This window comes from Streptomyces bambusae (assembly GCF_020532645.1).
GTDB classification, from domain to species: Bacteria; Actinomycetota; Actinomycetes; order Streptomycetales; family Streptomycetaceae; genus Streptomyces; species Streptomyces bambusae.
In genome coordinates this window covers 1-23,537 of sequence record NZ_JAJAUZ010000068.1, presented here as the reverse complement: position 1 = coordinate 23,537, position 23,537 = coordinate 1, and the positions used below count along the sequence as shown (strand labels likewise).

Annotated in this window: 17 protein-coding genes; 13 read left to right on the top strand and 4 right to left on the bottom strand. The window is 74.6% G+C overall.

Translation table 11 applies throughout. The annotated features are described in order from the left end of the window. Positions 1-247: 247 nt before the first annotated feature. Positions 248-1,024 carry a YwiC-like family protein gene (locus LG634_RS31570; RefSeq protein WP_226738892.1) on the top strand — a complete coding sequence of 259 codons (777 nt, stop codon included), beginning with the start codon at positions 248-250 and terminating at the stop codon, positions 1,022-1,024. 140 nt (positions 1,025-1,164) lie between these two features. Here LG634_RS31570 and LG634_RS31565 read toward each other — a convergent pair whose 3' ends face one another. Next, complete coding sequence (locus tag LG634_RS31565) at positions 1,165-3,924, bottom strand: lysylphosphatidylglycerol synthase transmembrane domain-containing protein (RefSeq protein WP_372482528.1); 2,760 nt, start codon at positions 3,922-3,924, stop codon at positions 1,165-1,167. Between the two features lie 137 nt (positions 3,925-4,061). Between LG634_RS31565 and LG634_RS31560 the strand changes: the two genes are divergently transcribed. From LG634_RS31560 to nudC, 5 genes are all read left to right on the top strand, one after another. Further along, on the top strand, positions 4,062-4,481 hold the full coding sequence (locus tag LG634_RS31560) for an MGMT family protein (RefSeq protein ID WP_226738888.1): 420 nt from the start codon (positions 4,062-4,064) through the stop codon (positions 4,479-4,481). A gap of 318 nt (positions 4,482-4,799) precedes the next feature. Beyond that, positions 4,800-8,300 carry an ATP-dependent helicase gene (locus tag LG634_RS31555; RefSeq protein WP_226738886.1) on the top strand — a complete coding sequence of 1,167 codons (3,501 nt, stop codon included), beginning with the start codon at positions 4,800-4,802 and terminating at the stop codon, positions 8,298-8,300. 380 nt (positions 8,301-8,680) lie between these two features. Continuing rightward, a complete protein-coding gene (locus LG634_RS31550; RefSeq protein WP_226738885.1) occupies positions 8,681-12,517 on the top strand; it encodes a UvrD-helicase domain-containing protein in 3,837 nt (1,278 codons plus the stop codon). A 10-nt stretch (positions 12,518-12,527) separates the two neighbouring features. Next, the gene (locus LG634_RS31545; protein WP_226738883.1) at positions 12,528-13,931 is read left to right on the top strand and encodes a dipeptidase; all 1,404 of its coding nucleotides are present in this window, start codon (positions 12,528-12,530) and stop codon (positions 13,929-13,931) included. Between the two features lie 178 nt (positions 13,932-14,109). Continuing rightward, complete coding sequence (gene nudC, locus LG634_RS31540) at positions 14,110-15,015, top strand: NAD(+) diphosphatase (RefSeq protein WP_226738912.1); 906 nt, start codon at positions 14,110-14,112, stop codon at positions 15,013-15,015. A gap of 68 nt (positions 15,016-15,083) precedes the next feature. Here nudC and LG634_RS31535 read toward each other — a convergent pair whose 3' ends face one another. After that, positions 15,084-15,338, bottom strand: a complete 255-nt coding sequence (locus tag LG634_RS31535) for a mycoredoxin (protein WP_226738881.1) — start codon at positions 15,336-15,338, stop codon at positions 15,084-15,086. Positions 15,339-15,609: 271 nt separating this feature from the next. Between LG634_RS31535 and LG634_RS31530 the strand changes: the two genes are divergently transcribed. From LG634_RS31530 to LG634_RS31510, 5 genes are all read left to right on the top strand, one after another. Beyond that, positions 15,610-17,787, top strand: coding sequence for an ATP-dependent DNA helicase UvrD2 (locus tag LG634_RS31530; protein WP_226738879.1), 2,178 nt, complete (start codon positions 15,610-15,612; stop codon positions 17,785-17,787). A 179-nt stretch (positions 17,788-17,966) separates the two neighbouring features. Beyond that, positions 17,967-18,290, top strand: a complete 324-nt coding sequence (locus LG634_RS31525) for a hypothetical protein (protein WP_226738910.1) — start codon at positions 17,967-17,969, stop codon at positions 18,288-18,290. Positions 18,291-18,470: 180 nt separating this feature from the next. Further along, positions 18,471-18,839, top strand: a complete 369-nt coding sequence (locus LG634_RS31520) for a WhiB family transcriptional regulator (protein ID WP_226738877.1) — start codon at positions 18,471-18,473, stop codon at positions 18,837-18,839. Further along, positions 18,836-19,162, top strand: a complete 327-nt coding sequence (locus tag LG634_RS31515; protein WP_226738874.1) for a putative WhiB-interacting protein — start codon at positions 18,836-18,838, stop codon at positions 19,160-19,162. Before LG634_RS31520 ends, LG634_RS31515 begins: the two co-directional genes overlap by 4 nt. Before the next feature lie 122 nt (positions 19,163-19,284). Continuing rightward, complete coding sequence (locus LG634_RS31510) at positions 19,285-19,491, top strand: hypothetical protein (RefSeq protein ID WP_226738872.1); 207 nt, start codon at positions 19,285-19,287, stop codon at positions 19,489-19,491. 37 nt (positions 19,492-19,528) lie between these two features. On the opposite strand, the gene LG634_RS31505 is transcribed toward LG634_RS31510, so the two are convergent. Next, complete coding sequence (locus tag LG634_RS31505; protein WP_226738871.1) at positions 19,529-20,857, bottom strand: ABC1 kinase family protein; 1,329 nt, start codon at positions 20,855-20,857, stop codon at positions 19,529-19,531. A 43-nt stretch (positions 20,858-20,900) separates the two neighbouring features. Next, a complete protein-coding gene (locus tag LG634_RS31500) occupies positions 20,901-22,040 on the bottom strand; it encodes a ThiF family adenylyltransferase (RefSeq protein WP_226738869.1) in 1,140 nt (379 codons plus the stop codon). A 212-nt stretch (positions 22,041-22,252) separates the two neighbouring features. Between LG634_RS31500 and LG634_RS31495 the strand changes: the two genes are divergently transcribed. Both LG634_RS31495 and LG634_RS31490 read left to right on the top strand, forming a co-directional pair. Beyond that, on the top strand, positions 22,253-22,813 hold the full coding sequence (locus tag LG634_RS31495) for a M48 metallopeptidase family protein (RefSeq protein ID WP_226738867.1): 561 nt from the start codon (positions 22,253-22,255) through the stop codon (positions 22,811-22,813). A 156-nt stretch (positions 22,814-22,969) separates the two neighbouring features. After that, positions 22,970-23,537: TerD family protein (locus LG634_RS31490; RefSeq protein WP_226738865.1), on the top strand; the 568-nt coding region annotated here is incomplete at its 3' end.

The following is a 23,537-nucleotide window of genomic DNA, read 5'->3' as shown; positions in this document are numbered from 1 at the left end:
GGAACACGCGAATGGGGAGGGGGCGGCACGGAGCCCGGTGCGGAACGCCGGGCGCAGCGGCCCCGGATTCCGACCGTACGCCCGCTCACCAGCCCGGACCCGGGGTCGAAGGTCCCGACCACCGGTGACCTCCAGCCGCACTTTTCCGGGACCCGCGGTGCCATGCTGGAGACCCCCAACTGGCTTGGGAGGTTCGGAAATTACGTGCTGCAATGCCGATTTGGGCGACGGCGGGAAGGGGGCCGGGGTGGACGGTGTGCGGACGGCTCGGCGGACGGCTGCGCGGACGGGCGGGCGGACGCGGTGGCTGCCGGACCAGCACGGGGCGTGGGCGATGCTCGCCGTCCCCTTCCTCGGCGGGATCCTGCTCGGCGGGCCCGCCCCCGCGGACCTGGCACTGCTCGTCGCCTGGCCGGCCGGATACGTCGCCGTCCACCACGGGCAGCAGTGGCTGCGGCTGCGCCGGGTCGCCCGCAACCCGCGGGCCGCCGGGCGGCACGTACGGCCCGGGCTGGTCTTCGGGGCGGGGTGCGCGGCGCTCGGGGCGCCGCTGCTCTTCCCGTACCCGTGGCTGGTGCCGGCCGCGCTGTGCGCCGTGCCGTTCGTCGCCGTGAACACGTACCACGCGTGGCGCAACCGGGAGCGGGCACTGCTCAACGGGCTCGCGGCGGTCGTGCCGGCGTGCGGGATGCTGGCCGTGACGTACCGCATGGGCAGCGGGTCGTACGCGGGGGCGTGGCCGGCGGTGGCGGCCTGCCTCCTCTACTTCGGGGGCACGGTCCCCCACGTGAAGACGATGATCCGCGAACGGAACTCCCCGGTCTACCGCCGGGCCTCCGTCGCGTGCCACGCCCTCGCCCTGGCGGCCGCGGCCCTGCTCTCCCCCTGGCTCGCCCTCCCCTTCGCGGTCTTCCTGGCCCGAGCGGTCCTCCTCCCGCCCCGCCGGCCCCGCATCGCCGTCGTCGGCGCCGTGGAACTGACCTGCTCCCTCCTCCTCCTGGCCACCCTCCCCCTGGCCTTCTGACCCCGCGCCTCAAACCCCGGCGGGGGGCAAAGCCGGCCCGTCCGGCGCTTGAGGACCGGGGTTTGCGGCGGAGCCCCGAGGCCGGGCCGCGCCGGCGATCGGGGCGGGCACCCCCGGCGGGACACGAAGGCCCCGCCCCCCTACAGCGCTTCCTTGCGGGTCAGGTGGTTGAAGGACAGCCAGCCCGGCAGCACCGGCAGCCAGAACGTCATCAGCCGGAACAGAAGCACCGCCGAGATCGCGATCTCCTTGTCGAGGCCGACCGCGATCAGACCGAGCGTGAGGGTCGTCTCCACCGCCCCCACACCACCCGGCGTCGGCGCCGCGGACCCCAGCGCGTTCCCGGCGAGGAACACCACCGCGATGCTCGCGTAACTGATCGCCTGGCCACCCCCGAACGCCCGGATCGACGCATCGAGGCACATCACGAAGCAGCCGGTCAGCAGCAGCATCCCGCCGATCCCGGTCAGCAGCTTCTGCGGCCGCTGCAGCACGTCCAGCATCCGCGGCACGACCCCGGCGAACAGCGCCCGCACCCGGCTCGCCACGAACTTCCGCAGGAACGGGATCGCCGTCACCACCAGCACCAGCACCGCCACCGTCAGCAGCCCCGCGATCACCGTCCGGGACGGCGTCATCTCCGGCGTCTTCTCCGTACCCGTCAGGTAGCCGAACGACAGCAGCAGCACGATGTGACTGCCCAGCCCGAACAGCTGCGAGGCCCCGACACTGGCCACCGCCAGCCCCGGCCGCACCCCCTGCCGCTGCAGGAAGCGCGTGTTCAGCGCCACCCCGCCGATCGCCGCCGGCGCCACCAGCTTCACGAACGACCCCGCCACCTGCGCCAGCACCGTCCGCAGGAACGGCACCCGCTCCGGCACGAACCCCAGCAGGCTCATCGCCGCCGCGAAATAGCTCAGCGCCGAGAACGCGGCAGCCGCCGCCACCCAGCCCCACTGCGCCTCGCCGATCACCTTGTCGAACTGCACGTGCGTCAGCTGCGAGAGCAGGAAGTACGCGGCGAACGCACCCGCGATGAAACTCACCAGCGTCCGCGGCCGGATCCGCTCCAGCCGGGCCGGCTCCACCGGCGCCTGCGGCCGGATCAGCAGCACCTGCCGGCGGATCTGCGACAGCAGGTCCTCCTCGCGGGCCTCGTCCAGCGCCACGTCCAGCGCCTGCTTCTCGGCCTTCTTGTCGGCCTTCTTCTCGGCCTTCTCCGCCTTCGCGGACTGGCGGGCCGCCGCCGACATCGCCTCCCGGGCCTCCTTCGCCGCCTTCGAGGCCTCCAGTACGGCGTCCCGCTCGCGCTGCGACCGCTCCCGCGCCAGCCGCCGCAGCGTCGCCCGCGTGGACCGCGACAGCGCGATCGGCTGGAGCAGCGGCAGACAGTCCGCCACCGCGTCCCCGCCCAGCACCGCCACCGCCGACGCCACCGAACGCTCCGCGCCCACCCGCAGGCCCAGCGTCGTCAGCAGCTGCGCGATGTCCATCCGCAGCACCAGGTCACCGGCCGCGATCTCACCGCCCCGCAGGTCCGTCAGGGTGATCCTGCCGGAACGATCCACCACCAGCGCGTCCCCCGCGAGCCGCCGGTGCGCGATCCGCCGCGACTGCAGCGCCTTCACCTGCTGCCACGCGTTGCGGATCAGCTCGTCGGTGATCTCCTCGTCCGGCGTCGCGTCCAGCGTCCGCCCGCCCAGGTGCTCGTACACCAGCATCACGGCGTCCGGACCCAGCTCCGAGGTCGCGATCAGCTTCGGCGCGTTCGCCCCCGCCGCGATCGCCGCGTACGCGAGCAGCGCCTCCTGCTCCAGCGCCTGCCGCAGCGACTGCAGGCTCCGGCGGGTGGTGATCCCGCGCAGCGTCAGCCGCCGCCACACCCGGTAGAAGAAGCCCTGCGCCTGCTGCTCCCGGTCCACGACTGTCACGTCCAGCGGCGGCCCGTCCTCCAGCGTCACCAGGTAGCGGCGGCCCCGGTCGGTGTGCTCGGGGACCTCCGGCTCCTCCACCCGCATCGCCGTCACGGGCTGGAAACCGACCCGGCGCAGACCGCCCAGCAGGTTCTGCCCCGTCGGCCGCACGTTCGGCGAGCCGACCGCGTACAGCGTGCCGTACGCGACGGACCAGCCGATCAGCACGGTCAGCAGGATCGAGAACGGCGTCGTGTACCCGCCGACCAGCATCGCGAGCGCGTCCAGCAGCAGCACCACCCACAGCGCCACCCGCCACCGCGGCCGGCGGGTCATGCCCACCGCCGTCATGTACGCGATCACCGGCGCGAGGTAGCCGTGCACCGGATCGCTCATCGCCTCGCCCGCCTGCGGGCGGGTCAGCGCGTCCCGGATGGTGTCCGGGGCGGTCTGCGCCACCCACAAATCGGTGGCGAGCGTCACCCCGTGCGCAAGGACCGCGGCCAGCACGCCGTCCGCGATCCGCAGGCCGTCCCGTTTGATCAGCCGTTCGATCGCGAACGCGACCGGCACCAGCAGCACGGCGATGCTCGACACCAGGCCGGCGATCTTGATGAGGAGCGCCGGCGCCTGGCCGGTGCCCTTGCTGATGTCCGCCTCCAAGCCCACGGTCGTGCCGTGGGCGAACGCGGCGATGGCCAGGACCACGGCGATGCCGAGGATGCCGACGAGGACGCGCACCAGGTCCGACGGGCGGTGCACCCGGGCGGCCAGCAGCGGCTCGTCGACCTCGACCTGCTCCACGCCCTGCTCGGACAGCGGGTCGTCCGGCAGGTCCCGCACGTCCGGCCCGTCGAGGCCCGCGGTGCCGTCGATGCCGTCGGCGCCGTGCGGGGGCTGCGGTGCCCGCTCCGGCCCGGAGGCAGGCAGGGGCGGCTCCCCGGGGTCCGCGCCCCGGGGTGTGGACTCCGCATCCGGAGGGCTCACACCCTGCTCCTTCGCCGTCTCCGCCGTCTCTTCTTGATCTCGTATCACCAGTCACCGCCCGGAAGATGGTGGCACGGCCGGACCGTACGGGCGGTCGGCAGGGTGCGGTGTCGGTGCCATAGGGCAGCATGGGCCGGATGAGCGATGCGGTGCTGCCCGAGCTCCCCGAATACGCGGAGCGGGTCCTGGAGGTGGCCGAGCGGATTCCGCCCGGCCGGGTGATGACGTACGGCGACGTCGCCGAATGGCTCGCCCAGGAAGACGAGGAACGCCCCGACGGAACCGCCCCCGCCACCCGCGGCGGCCCCCGCCAGGTCGGCCGCGCCATGTCCCTCTACGGCGGCGCCGTCCCCTGGTGGCGCGTGGTCCGCGCCGACGGCACCCTGCTGCCCGGCCACGAACTCCGCGCCCTCGCCCACTACCGCGAGGAAGGCACCCCGCTGCGCCCCGCGCCCCGCTCCGCGGACGGCCACGTCCCCCGCCTCGACCTCCGCCGGGCCCGCTGGGACGGCACCGAAGGCACCGGGACGGCACCGGTCGGCGCCGGACCCGGCTGAGCCCGCCGGCCCGCCGCCCGGCCCGCCGCCGCCCCGTACCGGCAGCGGCGCGGCCGTCTTCGTACGCGGGTTGCCCGGGGCACGCCGGCGCGCGGGGTTGACGAAGCTCACACTGGACAGCTTCCGCCATGCAGGGCCCGTACGGGGAGCCGTGCACCCGTCCGGGCGACCGTCCCGGAACCGTGCGCGCACCGCCCGTCGTGGCGTAGCGTCTTTCCCTCGCGCGCATCCCCGCACGCCCGCACCGGACGTGCCGCGCGCCACCAGCGGCACCGTCAGCACAACCAGCACACCCACCAGCAGGGACCGGCGATCCACGTGAGCTCCTCCCCTTCCGGCCGTCGTACGCGGACCCATGACGCGTACCGACTGGTGCGCACCGGGCCGGGGCAGACGGATCCTCCTGTACTGGACGCAGCCCAGCAGGCGGTGGTTGACCACCCCGGCGGCCCGCTCCTCGTCCTCGCCGGCCCCGGCACCGGCAAGACCACCACCCTCGTCGAGGCCGTCGCCGCCCGCGTCGAGGCCGGCGCCGACCCGCAGCGGATCCTCGTCCTCACCTTCGGCCGCAAGGCCGCCGTCGAACTCCGCGACCGCACCGCCCTGCGCCTCGGCGGCGCCCGCGCCCCGCAGGCCACCACCTTCCACTCCTTCTGCTACGCCCTGGTCCGCGCCCACCAGGACGCCGACCTGTTCGTCGAACCGCTGCGCCTGCTCTCCGGCGCCGAGCAGGACGTCATGGTCCGCGAGCTGCTCGACGGCCAGCGGCACCTCGGCTCCATCCGCTGGCCCGACGACCTGCGCGCCGCCCTCACCACCCGCGGCTTCGCCGACGAGGTACGGGCCGTCCTCGCGCGCAGCCGCGAGCTGGGCCTGTCCGCGGAGGCCCTCGGCGCCTTCGCGGCCCGCACCGGCCGCCCCGACTGGCAGGCCGCCGCCGCGTTCCTCGCCGAGTACCTCGACGTCCTCGACCTGTCCGGGTCCCTCGACTACGCCGAACTCGTCCACCGGGCCGTGCTGCTCGCCGAGCGGCCCGAGACCGAGCTGTGGAAGCGGTACGACGCCGTCTTCGTCGACGAGTACCAGGACACCGACGCCGCCCAGGTCCGCCTCCTCAAGGCGCTGGGCTGCCGGGACACCATCGCGTTCGGCGACCCCGACCAGTCGATCTACGCCTTCCGCGGCGCGGACATAGGCGGCATCCTCGGCTTCGCCGACACCTTCCCCGGCGCCGGCGTCCGCGTCCTCACCACCGGCCGCCGCTCCGCCGCGAACCTGCTCGCCGCCACCCGGCTGCTCACCACCCGCATGCCGGTGCCCCGGCTGCCCGCGGCCGCCGTCCGCGCCCACCGAGACCTGGCACCCACCCGCCCCGGCGGCCGGGTCGAGGCGTACACCTACCCGACCGCCGGCGCCGAGCTCGACAACATCGCGGACATCCTGCGCCGCGCCCATTTGGAAGACGGCATCCCCTGGCAGGACATGGCCGTCCTGGTCCGCGCCGGCGGCCGCGCCCTCCCCGCGTTCCGCCGCGCCCTCATCTCCGCCGGCGTCCCCACCACCACCGACGCCACCACCCTCCCGCTCCGCCACGAACCCGCCGTCACCCCGCTCCTGACCGCCCTCCGCACCACGGCCCTGGCGGCAGCGGGCCTGCCGGCGGAAGCGGCCCCCGCCGGCTCCGCGGAGCCGGACCCGGCCCACGACGCCCCGCCGCCCGCCGCCGTGCCCGCCGAAGCCGCGGATCCGGCGGGCGGACCCGCGGGGGTGCCCGGCACGGAGCCCGCGGATCCGGACGCGGCGCTTCCCACACCCGACGGCGCCTCCGACGGCGCATCCGGGGGCGCATCCGGGGGCGCCGGTGCGACCGGCCCCGCCCCCGTCACCGCCGGCTGGATCGGGGTCGAGACCGCCATCGAGCTGCTCGGCTCGCCGCTCGGCGGGATGGACTCGGCGGACCTGCGCCGGCTGGGGCGGGCGCTGCGGGACGAGGAGCGGGCGGCCGGGGTGGCCGTGCCGGCCCCGTCGGACGTGCTGCTCGCGCGCGCGCTCGCCGAGCCCGACCGGCTCGTCGCGCACGACCCCCGCTACGCCCGCGGCGCCCAGAACCTCGGCCTGCTGCTCCGCAAGGCGCGCGAGCTGCTCGAAGGCGGCGGCACCGCCGAGGAGGCCCTCTGGGCCCTCTGGGAGGGCACCAACTGGCCCACCCGCCTCGAACGCGCCGCCCGCCGCGGCGGCCCCGCCGGCCGCAACGCCGACCGCGACCTCGACGCCGTCTGCGCCCTCTTCGAGACCGCCGGCCGCGCCGAGGAACGCACCGGCGGCCGCGGCGCCCTCAACCTCCTCGAACAGCTCGACGCCGAGGACGTCGCCGCCGACACCCTCGGCAAGCGCGTCACCGCCCCCGACGCCGTCCGGCTCATGACCGCCCACCGCTCCAAGGGCCTGGAGTGGCGGCTCGTCGTCGTCGCCGGCGTCCAGGAGGGCCTCTGGCCCGACCTGCGCCGCCGCGGCTCCCTCCTCGAAGCCGACCGCATCGGCCACGACGGCCTCGCCGAACCCCTCACCCCCGGCGCCCTCCTCGCCGAGGAGCGCCGCCTCTTCTACGTCGCCGCCACCCGCGCCCGCGACCGCCTCGTCGTCACCGCCGTCAAGGCCCCCGCCGAGGACGGCGACCAGCCCTCCCGCTTCCTCGCCGAACTCGGCGTCGAGCCGAAGGACGTCGCCGGCCGCCCGCGCCGCCCCCTCGCCGTCTCCGCGCTCGTCGCGGAACTCCGCGCCACCACCGTCGACCCCGCCGCCTCGCCCGCCCTGCGCGACGCCGCCGCCCGCCGTCTGGCCACCCTCGCCGCGCTCGCCGACGAGGACGGCCAGCCGCTGGTCCCGGCCGCCCACCCGCAGCGCTGGTGGGGCCTCTACCAGCCGACTCGCAGCAGCGTCCCGCTGCGCGACCGCCGGCAGCCGGTCGCACTGTCCGGCAGCGCCCTCGACCAGCTGGCGAACAACTGCTCCCTCCAGTGGTTCCTCGGCCGCGAGGTCAAGGCCGACGCACCCGCCACCGCCGCCCAGGGCTTCGGCAACGTCGTCCACGTCCTCGCCGACGAGGTAGCCTCCGGCCGCACCCCCGCCGACCTGGCCGTCCTCATGGAACGCCTCGACTCGGTGTGGGACGCGCTCGCCTTCGACGCGCCGTGGAAGTCCCGCCAGGAGAAGGAGAACGCCCGCGCCGCCCTGGAACGCTTCCTGCGCTGGCACGTCTCCGACCGGGCCGGGCGCACCACCGTTGCCACCGAGCACGAGTTCGACGTCACCCTCGAAGCGGGCACGGGGAGCCGGCCGGACGCCGACTCCGGCGACCACTCCGACGGCACCGACGGCACCATCCAGGTCCGCATCCGCGGCTCCATGGACCGCGTCGAGACCGACCCGCAGGGCCGGGCGTACGTCGTCGACTTCAAGACCGGCAAGTCCGCCCCGACCCGCGACGAGGTCGCCCGCCACCCGCAGCTCGCCGTCTACCAGCTCGCCGTGCGCGAGGGGGCGGTCGACGAGGCGTTCGACGGCGTACGTCCGGCCGCCGGCGGGGCGGAACTCGTCCAGCTGCGGCAGGGCGCGGCCAAACGGGACGGCGGCGACGACCACCCGAAGATCCAGTCCCAGGAACCGCTCGCCGGGGAATGGGTCGGCGACCTCCTCGCCACCGCGGCCGGCCGCGTCCTCGACGAACGCTTCACCCCCGCGCCCGGCCGCCACTGCACCCACTGCACCTTCCGCACCGCCTGCACAGCCCAACCGGAAGGCCGCCAACTCCTCGACTGACCCCGCGCCCCGGCCGAGGTCCAGCAGGCAGCCGAAGTCCGGGCGGGGGGAATCCCAGTCCGGGGTGGGGGAATCCCAGTCCGGGCGGGGGGAAATCCAGCCCGGGCGGGAAGAAATCCAGTCCGGGCCGGGGGAATCCCAGTCTGTGCGGGGGACTCCCAGCCCGGGGCGGGGCAATCCCAGCCCGTCCGGCGTTTGAGGACCGGGGTCCGGGGCGGAGCCCCGAATCCCTGAGCCCCGCCACCTTGGGGCCGGGGGAGAGCGAGGCGCGGGGCCCGGGCCGCGAAAACAAGCCCCGCCGGCGATTGAGGCGCGGGGGTCCGGGGCCGGAGCCCGAAGCGTGACCGCAATGTCCGACCGGCCCGCTAGCCTGGTGAACCGTGCCCGCACACCTCACCGACCCCGAGCAGCTCAAAGAGCTCCTTGGCATCCCGTTCACCCCGGAGCAGACGGCCTGCATCACCGCGCCGCCCGCCCCGCAGGTCATCGTGGCCGGAGCCGGCTCCGGAAAGACCACCGTGATGGCCGCCCGGGTCGTGTGGCTGGTGGGCACCGGCCAAGTCGCCCCGCACCAGGTACTCGGCCTGACCTTCACCAACAAGGCCGCCGCCGAACTCTCCGAACGCGTCCGCACCGCCCTCGCCCGCGCCGGCATCACCGACCCCGACCCGTCCCCCGCCGCGGAACCGGACGGCGAACCCCGCATCGCCACGTACCACGCCTTCGCCGGGCAGCTGCTCACCGACCACGGCCTCCGCATCGGCCTGGAGCCCAGCTCCCGCCTGCTCGCCGACGCCACCCGCTTCCAGCTCGCCGCCCGCGTCCTGCGCGAGGCCCCCGGCCCGTACCCGGCGCTCACCCGCTCCCTCCCCGACCTCGTCGGCGACGTCCTCGCCCTCGACGCCGAACTCTCGGAACACCTCGTCGACCCCGACGCCCTGCGCGCCCACGACACCGCGCTCCTGGACACCCTGGCGACCGCCCGGCTCACCAACGACGACCTCCGCAAGATCCCCGAGGCCGCCCGCGCCCGCCTGGAACTCCTCGAACTCACCGTCCGCTACCGCGCCGCCAAACGTTCCCGCGACCTCCTCGACTTCAGCGACCAGATAGCGCTCTCCGCCCGGCTGGCCACCACCCGCCCCGAGGTCGGCGCGCTGCTCCGCGAGGAATTCAAGATCGTCCTCCTCGACGAGTACCAGGACACCTCCGTCGCCCAGCGGCTCCTCCTGTCCGGACTCTTCGGCCACGGCACCGGCCACGCCGTCACCGCCGTCGGCGACCCCTGCCAGGCCATCTACGGCTGGCGCGGCGCGTCCGTCGCCAACCTCGACGACTTCCCGCACCACTTCCCGCACGCCGACGGCAGCCCCGCCACCCGCCAGTCCCTCAGCGAGAACCGCCGCAGCGGCGGCCGCCTCCTCGACCTCGCCAACGCCCTGGCCGCACCGCTGCGCGCCCGTCACGAAGGCGTCGAGGCCCTCCGCCCGGCCCCCGGCGCCGAACGCGACGGCTACGTCCGCTGCGCCCTGCTTCCCACCCACGCCGAGGAACTCGACTGGCTCGCCGACTCCGTCGCCCACCGCGTCCGCACCGGCACCGCCCCCGGTGAGATCGCCGTGCTGTGCCGCTCGGCCACGGACTTCGCCGCCATCCAGGCCGCGCTCGTCGCCCGCGACGTCCCGGTCGAGGTCGTCGGCCTGTCCGGTCTCCTGCACCTGCCCGAGGTCGCCGACCTCGTCTCCGTCTGCGAAGTCCTCCAGGACCCCGGCGCCAACGCCGCCCTCGTCCGCCTCCTGGTCGGCCCCCGCTGGCGCATCGGCCCCCGCGACCTGGCCCTCCTCGGCCGCCGCGCCCGCCTCCTGGTCTCCCGCCCCACCCCGCCCCCGGACACGAGCCCCGCCCCCGCCCCGGGCTCCGCCACGCCCTCCGGCCCGAGCACGGGTACGGGCTCCGGCACGGGCCAGGGCGGCGGCGCGGACGCGCGCACGGACACCGGCCTCGGCACGGACACCGGCCCGGCGGGCACGGGCACCCCCGCCGGCCACTCCCGCCTCGCCGCCGCAGTCGAGGGCGTGGACCCCTCCGAGGTCGTCTCCCTCGCCGACGCCCTCGACACCTTCCTCGACGTCGCCGACCCGCACGGCGCCGCCGACGACGGCCTGCCGTTCTCCGCCGACGCCCGCGTCCGCTTCGCCCGCCTCGCCGCCGAGCTGCGCGACCTGCGCCGCTCGCTGTCCGACCCGCTCATGGACGTACTGCACCGCGTCCTCGCCACCACCGGCCTCGACGTCGAACTCTCCGCGTCCCCGCACGCCCTCGCCGCCCGCCGCCGCGAGACCCTCGGCAACTTCCTCGACGTGGCCGCCGGCTTCGCCGCCCTCGACGGCGAGGCCACCCTCCTCGCCTTCCTCTCCTTCCTGCACACCGCCGAGCGGTACGAGAAGGGCCTCGACAACGCCCTGCCCGGCGGCGACGACACCGTCAAGGTCCTCACCGCCCACAAGTCCAAGGGCCTCGAATGGGACGTCGTCGCCGTCCCCGGCCTGGTCGCCGGCTCCTTCCCGAGCGCCCAGCCCCGCGAGTCCTGGACCGCCCAGCCGCAGGTCCTCCCGTACGCCCTGCGCGGCGACGCCCCGACCCTGCCGGCCCTCGACGACTGGACCGCCGGCGCCCTCAAGGCGTTCAAGGCCGAGCAGAAGGAGCACCAGGCCACCGAGGAGCTCCGCCTCGGCTACGTCACCTTCACCCGGCCCCGCTCCCTCCTCCTCGCCTCCGGCCACTGGTGGGGGCCCACCCAGAAGAAGCACCGCGGCCCGTCCGCGTTCCTCCAGGCCCTGTACGAGCACTGCGAGAAAGGCCACGGCGAGATCGAGGCCTGGGCCGACGCCCCGGAACCCGACGCCGAGAACCCGGCCCTCGCCGCCGACCTCGCCGACCGCTCCTGGCCGCTCCCCCTGGACCCGGACTCCTTCCACCACCGCCGCCGCGCCGCCGACACCGTCCTGGCCCTCCTCGACGCCCCGGCCCCCTCCGCCGACCCCTACCTCTGGCCCCCGGACTGCGAAGACCCGACCGCCCCGGCCGGCCGCCCGGACCCGGCCGAGGCCCCGCCCGCACCCGACGAGGACCCGTACGGCCCGGACACGCACCTGTGGCCGGACCCCGCCGAGCCCGCCCCCGCCCCGCTGCCCGGCCCGGGCCGGACCGCCGACCCCTACCCGGACCCCGCCGAGGAAGACCCCTACCCGGACCCCGCCGACGAGGAGCCCTACCCCGACCCCGCCGACGAGGACCCGTACGGCCCGGGCGCCGACCCCTGGGCCGCCCCCCACGAGGACCCGCCCGCCCCCGCCCCGTACGCCGAGGCCGCCGCCGGCGACCCCTGGGCCGACGACCCCTGGGCCGGCGACCCCCGGGCCGGTGAACCCGACAGGGCCCCCGCCCGGCCCGCCGCCACCGCCGCCTCCCGCCTCACCCCCGAAGAGGCCCGCCTCGTCGCATCCTGGGACCGGGACCTCGACGCGCTCGCCGGCGAGCTGCGCCGCGCCCGGACCGCCGTACGCGACGTGCCGCTGCCCGCCTCGCTGTCCGCCAGCGCGCTGCTGCGGCTGGCCGCCGACGAGCAGGCGTTCACCCGCGAGCTGGCCCGGCCCATGCCCAAACCGCCGCAGCCCGCAGCCCGCCGCGGCACCCGCTTCCACGCCTGGGTCGAAACCCGCTTCGACGAACTGGAACTCCCCTTCACCGACCCCGACGACCTGCCCGGCAGCGACCCCGAGGACGCCGGCGACATCGCCGACGAGCGCGACCTCGCCCTCCTCAAGGCCGCCTTCGAGCGCAGCCCGTACGCCGACCGCACCCCGTACCGGCTGGAGGTCCCCGTCCAGCTCACCCTCGCCGGCGCCGTCGTCCGTGGCCGGATCGACGCCGTCTACCGGGCGCCCGCCGCCGACGGCGACCCGGCCGGCGACACGTACGAGATCGTCGACTGGAAGACCGGCCACGGCACCGACGCCGACCCCCTCCAGCTCGCCGTGTACCGCCTGGCCTGGGCCGAATCCCTCGGCATTGACCCCGAACGGGTCACCACCGCCTTCCTGCACGTCCGCAGCGGCCGCGTGATCCGCCCCCGCCGCCTGCCCGGCCGGGCCGCCCTTGAGCGGATCCTCCAAGGCAAATCGGACACGGAAAACCCCGCCCGGTACGACAGCTAGGCTCGACCGCATGAGCGACACCCCGGACAGCGCCGTCCGCACGTACATCGACACGCACCGCGACGCCTTCCTCGCCGACCTCGCCGAGTGGCTGCGCATCCCGTCCGTCTCCGCCCAGCCCGCCCACGCGGACGACGTACGCCGCAGCGCCGCCTGGCTGACGGCCAAGCTCGCCGAGACCGGCTTCCCGGTCACCGAGACCTGGGAGACCGACGGCGCCCCCGCGGTGTACGCCGAATGGCCCAGCGGCGACCCGGACGCCCCGACCGTCCTCGTCTACGGCCACCACGACGTGCAGCCCGCCGCCCGCGAGGACGGCTGGCACACCGAGCCCTTCGAACCGCACGTCACCGACGACGGCCGCCGCCTGTACGCCCGCGGCGCCGCCGACGACAAGGGCCAGGTGTTCTTCCACACCCTCGGCGTCCGCGCCCACCTCGCCGCCACCGGCCGCACCGCCCCCGCCGTGAACCTCAAGCTCCTCGTCGAGGGCGAGGAGGAGTCCGGCTCCCCGCACTTCCGCGACCTCGTCGAAGCCCGCGCCGACCGGCTGGCCGCCGACGTCGTGATCGTCTCCGACACCGGCATGTGGTCCGAGACCACCCCCACCGTCTGCACCGGCATGCGCGGCGTCGCGGACTGCGAGATCGAGCTGTACGGCCCGGACCAGGACATCCACTCCGGCTCCTTCGGCGGCGCCGTGCCCAACCCGGCCACCGTCGCCGCCCGCCTCGTCGCCGCCCTCCACGACGAGCACGAGCGCGTCACCGTCCCCGGCTTCTACGACGGCATCGCCGAGCTCACCGACACCGAGCGCCGACTGATCGCCGAGCTGCCCTTCGACGAAGCCGAATGGCTGCGCACCGCCAAGTCGTACGGCACCCTCGGCGAGGCCGGCTACTCCACGCTGGAACGCGTCTGGGCCCGCCCCACCGCCGAACTCAACGGCATCGGCGGCGGCTACCAGGGCCCCGGCGGCAAGACGATCATCCCCAAGGACGCCCAGCTGAAGCTGTCGTTCCGACTGGTCTCCGGCCAGGACCCGTACGTCATCGAGGCCGCCGTCAAGGACTGGGTCGCCGCGCAGATCCCGGCCGGCATCCGCCACGAGATCACGTTCGGCGCGCCCACCCGGCCCTGCCTGACCCCGCTCGACCACCCCGCCCTGCAGTCCGTGACCCGCTCCATGGCCCGCGCCTTCGGCGAGAAGGTCCGCTACACCCGCGAGGGCGGCTCCGGACCCGCCGCCGACCTGCAGGACGTGCTCGGCGCGCCCGTGCTGTTCCTCGGCATCTCCGTACCGTCCGACGGCTGGCACGCCCCCAACGAGAAGATCGAGACCGACCTCCTCCTCAAGGGCGTCGAAGCCACCGCCTACCTCTGGGGCGACCTGTCCGCCCACTGGAAGCCCTGACCGCCGCACCGGCGGACCGCCCGGCCCCGGGCGGCCCGCCGCACGGCACGGCGCACCCGTTCACCACCCATCGGGGGAGTTGGAAGCACCTGTGAGCACCTCGACCGAGCACCTCGGCCGCCCCGTCCCGGCCACCGGCCCCACCGGGTCCGCCCCGGGCACCGCCCCGGCCCGCCCCATACCGCTCACCGCCCCCGGCGGCATCGACCGAGCCGCCCACCACCGACTCGACGAGGCCTGGCTGGCCGCCGCCTGGAGCCACCCCACCACCCGGGTGTTCGTCGTCTCCGGCGGCCAGGTCCTCATCGACGACATGCCCGACGGCACCACGCAGATCGTGACGACCCCGGCGTTCGAGGCCCCGCCCACCGAGACCCACCGCTACTTCCTGGGCACCGACGAGGACGGCATCAGCTACTTCGCCCTCCAGAAGGACGCCCTCCCCGGCCGCATCGACCAGTCCGCCCGCGCCGCCGGCCTCCGCGAAGCCGGCCTGCTGCTCTCCCCGCGCGACGCCGGCCTGATGGTCCACGCCGTCGCCCTGGAGAACTGGCAGCGCCTCCACCGCTTCTGCTCCCGCTGCGGCGAGCGCACCGCCGTGGCCGCCGCCGGCCACGTCCGGCGCTGCCCGGCCTGCGGCGCCGAGCACTACCCGCGCACCGACCCCGCCGTCATCATGCTCGTCACCGACGACCAGGACCGCGCCCTCCTCGGCCGCCAGGTGCACTGGCCCGAAGGCCGCTTCTCCACCCTCGCGGGCTTCGTCGAACCCGGCGAGTCCATCGAGCAGTCCGTCGTCCGCGAGGTCTGGGAGGAGGCCGGCGTCACCGTCGGCGAGGTCGCCTACGTCGCCAGCCAGCCCTGGCCCTTCCCGTCCAGCCTGATGCTCGGCTTCACGGCCCGCGCCACCTCCGCCGACATCAACGTCGACGGCGAGGAGATCCAGGAGGCCCGCTGGTTCTCCCGCGACGACCTCCGCACCGCCATCGAGTCCGGCGAGGTCCTCCCCCCGTCCGGCATCTCCATCGCCGCCCGCCTCGTCGAGCTCTGGTACGGCAGCCCCCTCCCCACCCCCCGGCCCTGACCCGCAGACCCCCGTACGGCAGAAGGCCCCCGCCGAAGCGGGGGCCTTCCTCGTCCGTGTGCGGCAGGTCAGACGGCCAGCGCCTGCTTGACCTGGGCCAGCGACGGGTTCGTCATGACCGACTCGCTGCCCGAGACGGCCTTGACCAGGACCGTCGGAACCGTCTGGTTGCCGTTGTTGGCCTTCTCCACGAACGCGGCCGACGCGGGGTCCTGCTCGATGTTGATCTCGGTGTACGCAATGCCTTCCCGGTCCAGCTGGGTCTTCAGCCGGCGGCAGTAGCCGCACCAGGTCGTGCTGTACATCGTCACGGAACCCTGCATGGCGGGTGCGCTCCTCTGGGGGACGGGGACATTCCAGGGACTCGAACGTACGGAACGCCCCCGCCATTCCCCAAGCGCCCCGGCACGTGATGCGTATGACCCCGACCCCGCCGCCCCGGCACGTGACGGGCAGGACGCGACCCCCACCGCCCACGTGATCCGCGCGACACCCCCGGCCCCGCCGGCCCGCGGACCCGCAGGTCGCACCCGCCACAGCCCGCCCCGCCTGTGGACAACTTTCCCGCCCGGCCCGGCGGCCTGGCAGCATGGCATGGTGACAGCAGCAACGCACTCCCCAGCCTTCCCGCCCGTCGCGGAGACCGCAGACGACGTGCTGCTGGGCCTCGACCCGGAACAGCGCGAGGTCGCCACGACCCTGCGCGGCCCGGTGTGCGTCCTCGCCGGTGCCGGCACCGGCAAGACCCGCGCGATCACCCACCGCATCGCGTACGGCGTCCGGGCCGGCATCCTGCCCCCCGCCGGCGTGCTCGCCGTCACCTTCACCAACCGCGCCGCCGGCGAGATGCGCGGCCGCCTCCGCGCCCTCGGCGCCGCCGGTGTCCAGGCCCGCACCTTCCACTCCGCGGCCCTGCGCCAGCTCCAGTACTTCTGGCCCCGCGCCGTCGGCGGCGAGCTGCCCCGCCTCGTCGAACGCAAGATCCAGCTCGTCGCCGAAGCCGCCGCCCGCTGCGGCCTCCGCCTCGACCGCAACGAGCTGCGCGACGTCACCGGCGAGATCGAATGGGCCAAGGTCACCCAGACCGTCCCCGTCGACTACGCGGCCGCCGCCCTCAAGGCCCACCGCGAACCGCCCCGCGACGCCGCCGAGATCTCCCAGGTCTACGGCCTGTACGAACAGCTCAAGCGCGACCGCATGGTCATCGACTTCGAGGACGTCCTGCTCCTGACCGTCGGCATCCTCCAGGACCGCCAGGACATCGCCGAACAGATCCGCACCCAGTACCAGCACTTCGTCGTCGACGAGTACCAGGACGTCAGCCCCCTCCAGCAGCGCCTCCTCGACCTCTGGCTCGGCGACCGCGACAGCCTCTGCGTGGTCGGCGACGCCAGCCAGACGATCTACTCGTTCACCGGCGCCACCCCCGACCACCTGCTGGACTTCCGCAACCGCTACCCGCAGGCCACCCTCGTCAAGCTGGTCCGCGACTACCGCTCCACCCCCCAGGTCGTCCACCTCGCCAACGGCGTACTCGCCCAGGCCCGCGGCCGCGCCGCCGAACACCGCCTCGAACTCGTCTCCCAGCGCGACGGCGGCCCCGACCCCGCCTACGCCGAGTACCCCGACGAGCCCGCCGAGGCCGAAGGCGTCGCCCGCCGCATCCGCGACCTGATCGACGCCGGCGTCCCCGCCGGCGAGATCGCCGTCCTCTTCCGCATCAACGCCCAGTCCGAGGTCTACGAGCAGGCCCTCGCCGACGCCGGCGTGCCCTACCAGCTCCGCGGCGCCGAGCGCTTCTTCGAGCGGCAGGAGGTCCGCAAGGCCCTCGTCTCCCTCCGCGGCGCCGCCCACTCGCGCGGCAACGACCCGCTGCTCGACGCCGTCGTCGACCTCGCCTCGCAGGTCCGCGCCGTCCTCAGCGCCCACGGCTGGTCCCCGCAGCCGCCCGCCGGCTCCGGCGCCGTCCGCGACCAGTGGGAGTCGCTGGCCGCCCTCGTCCGTCTCGCCGAGGACTTCTCGCGCGCCAAGCCCGCCGCCGGCCTCGGCGACCTCGTCGTCGAACTCGACGAGCGGGCCGCCGCCCAGCACGCCCCCACCGTCCAGGGCGTCACCCTCGCCTCCCTGCACGCAGCCAAGGGCCTCGAATGGGACGCGGTCTTCCTCGTCGGCCTCACCGACGGCATGCTCCCCATCACCTACGCGAAGACCGACGACCAGGTCGAGGAGGAACGCCGCCTCCTCTACGTCGGCGTCACCCGCGCCCGCATCCACCTCACCCTGTCCTGGGCCCTCTCCCGCGCCCCCGGCGGCCGCAGCTCCCGCCGCCCCAGCCGCTTCCTGAACGGCCTGCGGCCCGGCTCGGCCGCCACCGCACCCCGGACCGGCGGCAGCGCCGCAGGCGGCCCCCCGGGCGGCCGCAGCCGCACCCGCCGCGGCCCCGTCCGGTGCCGGGTCTGCGGCAAGACGCTCACCGACGCCGGCGAGATGAAACTCATGCGCTGCGAGGACTGCCCGTCCGACATGGACGAAGGCCTCTACGACCGGCTGCGCGAGTGGCGGGCGGAGCAGGCGAGGCAGCTGGGACAGCCCGCGTTCTGCGTCTTCACCGACAAGACCCTCATGGCCATCGCCGAAGCCGCGCCCGGCGACCCGGGCGAGCTCGCGATGATCTCGGGGGTCGGCCGTCGTAAGCTGGACCGGTTCGGAACCGACGTCCTGGCCATCTGCGCAGGTCAGGAGCCTGGCGGAAGCGACGGGGACGACGCGTAGAAACTCGTCGGAAAAATAGTTTGCACATGCCCCGCACGGCCCCATAGGTTCTTAACCAAGGAAACAGGAGCTTCTCTGAAGCCCTGTCTCCGTGCTGTACCCATCCGAATACGTTGGGACAAGGCCCCCGGGCCACGTCCCCGAGACGCCGAGAGGAGGCGAGACCAGTGACCAGCTTCATGACCACCACCAAAATGACCGATCGCTCGGTCGCCGTTTCCTGCATGCTCGGCTCCGCCTCCGTCGTCTCTCTGCTGCCTTCGGCCCAGGGCACCCGTCTGTCCGCCGATCTGCTCGGCAGCGCCGCCACCCTTGCCTCCCTGCCCGTCCGGGAGCGCATTGAGGGCAATGAGCGACCGACCCAGGCACCGGTGGCAGTACTGGCACAGGCCCACGCCTATGCCTTTGAAGCGGCCGGTGCCGGATTCCCCAAGCAGCAGACGACGCAGCACCACACGATGTGGGCCTTCCGCGGGCTCGAACCCTGGAGTGATCCAGCCTGATCGCCTGATCAGGCCGGCGCCTTCAGGGCCGCGGAACCCCACCCGGGATCCGCGGCCCTTCTGTTTGTCCCCGAACGGGGACGACGGAGCGAAGGGGCCTCGGGACTGGCAAGACCAGGTACCAGCCGCCCCCGGCCACAAAGCCGGAACGACTACCGACCAGACGAGGAAGAAAACACCGTGCAACTCGAAGCGCACGCCCCGTCCGTACCGCAGACCCAAACGATCTCCCCGCCCGCAGTCCCGGAGGACTCCACCTTGACCCCGCTCACCTCGCTCACCGCGCTCGACGACGCCATCGAGAACCTCGGCGTACCCGTCCCCTGCCGCTCGTTCGACCCGGAGGTCTTCTTCGCGGAGTCCCCGGCGGACGTCGAGTACGCCAAGTCCCTCTGCCGCACCTGCCCGCTCGTCGAGGCCTGCCTCGCCGGGGCACAGGAGCGCCGCGAGCCCTGGGGTGTCTGGGGTGGCGAACTGTTCGTCCAGGGTGTGGTCGTCGCCCGCAAGCGTCCCCGTGGCCGCCCGCGCAAGAACCCGGTCGCGGCATGAACACCGCAGGAACGATCGACCGCCCCCTCACGCACGACCCCCTGAAGCAGGCCCCGATGACCCCCACCACGAGCGAGCAGCCGTCCGGCTCCGCCCACGCAGACTTCACCACCACCGGCGCGATCACCGCGCGCAAGAACAGGACCCGCGAAATGCAACTCATCCCAGAAGCCCTGGCCCGAGCCCATATGCACGACCGCATGCGTGAGGTCGAGGCCGAGCGTCAGGCCGTCCGCCTGATCGCCGCCCGGCGCATGCAGCGGAGGGCCGAGCGCGTCTCCATGCGCGCCCGCCGCGCCCTGGCCATGGCCGTCATGCACTGACGCCCACCACGGCACACGGAGCCCACCGGCTCCACCACACCCAACGGGGGACCGGTCCGAACGGACCGGTCCCCCCGGTGCGTTGCGGCCCCCCGCCCGCCCCGCGGCGATATCGTCTGGAGGTGGACCAGCCGACTCCCCACCCCGCACCCCCGGGGCCCGAGAGCGGGACGGTCGTGTGCGCCCGCTGCGGCGCGACCTCCCCCGAAGGCGCCCCGCCCACCTGGACCTGCTCGGTGGAAAACGGGACCAGACAGTACTTCTGCGACGCCTGCGCCCGGGCCAACATCCGGGCCATCGAAGGCCGCCTCGACTCCTCCTGGTGGTGACCCGCCCCCCGCCCCCCGCCCCTCCCTCCCTCCCGGATCAGTCTTCCGCGACGAAGCCCGGCAGCCAGGATTCGAGTTCGGCGCGGAGCCGGACGGTGGCGTTCAGCTGGCACAGGACGCCGATGGTGCTCAGGGTGACCCGGTGGATGAGCAGGTACGACGGCGGCAGGTTCAGCTGCTTGCCCAACTGCCCGGCGGGGGAGCGGGGATCCGCCAGCCGGGCCGCCTGCCCGCGCAGCCACTCCCGGGTGAAGGTGAACTCGTCCAGCAGCGCCGGCTCGATGATGGGCCCCAGGTAGTCCAGCACCGCCTCCGGGTCGAGTTCGACGGTGTCCTTGACGAACCCCTCGTCGCACAGGTGCCGGTAGACCGACACGGCGTCCCCCTCCAGGGTCCGGCGCAGCGAGACCCCGATGGTCGGCGGCAGCCCGCCGGGGAGCCGGTCGACCGTACCGAAGTCGAGCACGCCCAGCTGCGGCCGGCCGTCCGGGCCCGACAGCAGGCGGAAGTTGCCCGGGTGCGGATCGGCATGCAGCAGGCCCGTGCGGGCCGGGCCGGAGAAGAGGAACCGGGCGAGCAGCTGTCCCGCCCCGTCCCGCTGCTCCGGGGTGCCGTCGGCTATGACCGCCGACAGCGGTATCCCCTCCAGCCACTCCGTCACCAGCACCTGCTCGCCCTGGTGCACCACCGCCGGCACCACCACGTCCGGATCGCCGGCGAACACCTCCGCATGCGCCCGCTGCGCCTCCGCCTCCAGGGCGTAGTCGAGTTCCTCGGACACCCGGTCGCGCAGCTCGGCTATCAGCGGCTTGATCTCCATGCCCGGCACCAGCGGCCCCAGCAGCCCCGCGAACCTGCCCAACTGCTTGAGGTCCGACAGCAGCGCCTCCCCGGCCCCCGGGTACTGCACCTTGACCGCGACCTCCCGGCCGTCGTGCCACACCGCCCGGTGCACCTGCCCGATCGACGCGGCCGCCGCCGGCCGGTCGTCGAACTCCCGGAACAGCTCCCGCCAGTCCGGCCCGAGCCGCTCCGCGAGCACCGTGTGCACCGTCGACGCCGGCAGCGGCGGCGCGGCCTCCTGGAGCCGGGTCAGCGCCGCCCGGTAGGGGCCGGCCACCTCCTCCGGCAGCGCGGACTCGAACACCGACAGGGCCTGGCCGAGTTTCATCGCCCCGCCCTTCAGCTCTCCCAGCACCCGGAACAACTGCTCCGCCGTGCGCTGTTGCAGCTCCCGCGCCACGATCTCGGCCGACTTCCCGCCGATCCGCTTGCCCAGCCCCCAGGTCGCCCGCCCCGCCATCCCGAGCGGCAGCGCGGCCAGTTTGGCGGTGCGTGTGACCGCTTTCCGGGGAAGATCCGACATGCGTGCCCCTCCAGTTCCCAGACAGCCGTACCGCGGAAGGCGGTTACGCGGTCATTGTGTCCTGTGGCTCCCGGGCCCCCGCGGTGCGCACCCCCTCTCCCGAACCGGCCGCCCCGCACGGGCACAGCGGATGGGCCGGCACCGGCCGCCGGCGCCACCCCAGCTGCGGCAGCGTGGCCTCCCAGCGGGCCCCCGCCGAATCCGGCACCTCACCGTCGAGGAACGCCAGCGCATGGGCCGCGGCGACCCCCGCCACCGCCGTAGCCAGCGCCAGGTCACAGGCCGGCGCCCCGCGCCGGTGCACCGCCCGCCACTGCGTGAGCATCCGCGGCCAGGCCCCGTCCTCGTCCACCCGCTCCCGCTCCATGCAGCCCGCGCACCCCGACGCCCCGGGCAGCACCAGCGGCCCCACCAGCCCGGTGGTCTCCAGCACCCCCGCGTACAGGTGCGGGATCCCGGCGGCCACCCAGCCCTCCGCGCCGTCCGGATCGGGTGCGAACGCCGCCAGCCCGTCCCGCGGAGCGACCACCACCAGAGCCAGCCCCGGCTCCGGCTCCGGAGGTCCCGTGCCGGACGCCCGCGGCGGCGGACCCGGCGCGGCCGCCGCCACCCGCTCCGGCAGCGCCTCCGCCCGCCGCCGGCCCACCGCCTCGGCCGGCAGCCCTCCCGGCACCACGTCGGCCGGCTCCACCAGCCCGCCGTCCATCGCCTCCACCCGGCCCACCCCCGCCGCCGCGAGCACCGACGCGATCAGCGCACCGACCCGGCCGCCCCCGCGCACCTGCACCCGCAGCGCCGCCCGGGCCGCCAGACCGCGCAGCGGCCCGCCCGGCTCCGGCCGCACCAACGACAGCGAACCGAGGTCCGGGCCCAGCCGCTCCACCAGCCCGGTCCGCTCCCGCACCGCACGGGCGGCCGGGCCGCCCACCGTGCCGTCGTCGATCAGCCCGGCCTCCGCCAGTCGGCGCACCACCCGGTCCGCGTGCCCGTCGGACAGCCCCATCGCCGTGGCCTCCGCCCGCAGCAGCTCCATGCTCCGGGTCCCGTCGACCAGCCCCAGGAAATGCGCCGTCGCCGGATCCACCGGCCCCAGGACCACCGCCCTCGCGGGCGTCACCCCGAACTGCACCGTGTTCAGATCGCGCCACGCACGCGCCAGTGCCGGCTTCACCTTCGGATACATCTCGGCCCCCGATTCCGGCCGCGGCCCAGCGCGGCCACTCGCCCGATTTCTGCGGTGTCCCGGTGCACGCGGTGTTCCGTGCGCACACCGGCACCATGCCCGGTCCGGGAATTCCGTGCGGAAAGTTGTCCACAGGCGAGGGGTATCCGTGTGATGAACGGATCGGCGGCGGGAGCGGGCAACCGCCGGGACCGGCCGGTACCGTCGTGGGGGTGTCCGCCGATCCGCAGCCCGACCACCTGCCCGCCCGCCCCGATGCCGTCGAGGTCCGCCGCAGCGCGCGCCGCCGCAAGAGCGTGTCCGCGTACCGGGAGGGCGACCGTACGGTCGTGCTGATCCCGGCCCGGATGACCCGGGCCGAGGAGCAGCGCTGGGTGGGTGTGATGCTGGACAAGCTCGCCGCGCAGGAGAGCCGGCGGGTCCTCGGCGACTCCGCGCTCGTCGAGCGCGCCGCCCACCTCTCCGGCCAGTACCTCGGCGGCCGGGCCCGCCCCGCCTCGGTGCGCTGGGTGACCAACCAGAACTCCCGCTGGGGCTCGTGCACCCCCGCCGAGGGCAGCATCCGGCTGTCGCACCGGCTCCAGGGCATGCCCGAGTACGTCGTCGACTACGTCCTCCTGCACGAGCTGGCGCACCTGCTGGTCCCGGGCCACGGTGCGGACTTCTGGCGGCTGCTGGAGGCGTACCCCCGTACCGAGCGCGCCCGCGGCTACCTGGAGGGCGTCGTCGCCGCGGACCGGCTGCCCCGGGTGCCGCCCGCCCGCGGCGAGTGACCGGCGACCCGCCCGCGGAACACCCCGGAACGCCTCCGTCCGCTCCCTCGCCGTCCGCGAATTGTTCCGGGTCGGTACCGGCTTGGCTGGATGTCGCGGATTGCCGTTAGCCTGGCGGGACGCATTCACGTTCGGGATGGGGGACGGTCGTTACGCATGGCCAGGGAATTCCAACGCGGCCACAAGGCCAAGATCAGTGATCTGACGTCCGGGACGGATCTGTACGTAGGCGTTCAGATCTCCGGACCCGGTATGGCGTTCGACATCAGCTGTTTCGGCCTCGACGCGAACGAACAGCTTTCGGACGACCGGTACTTCGTTTTCTACAACCAGCCGAAATCGCCCGAGGAGTCGATCCAGCAGCTGGGTCCGCAGGCCGGCGACAGCGAGTCCTTCCGGGTCACCCTGGACCGCATCCCGGCCGCGATCCACAAGCTGTCCTTCACCGCGACGATCGACGGCGCCGGGCAGATGTCGCAGGTCGGCCCCGGCTACATCCGGATCGTCGCCGGCGGCGAGGAAGTCGTCAGGTACGCGTTCACCGGTGCGGAGTTCAGCACCGAGCGGGCCGTCATGCTCGGTGACTTCTACCTGAAGGACGTCTGGCGGTTCGCCGCCGTCGGCCAGGGCTTCGACGGCGGACTCGACGCCCTGCTGCGCAACTTCGGCGGCGAGGTCGCCGAGGAGCAGCCCGCGGCGCCCGCGCCCGAGCCGGCGGCCGCCC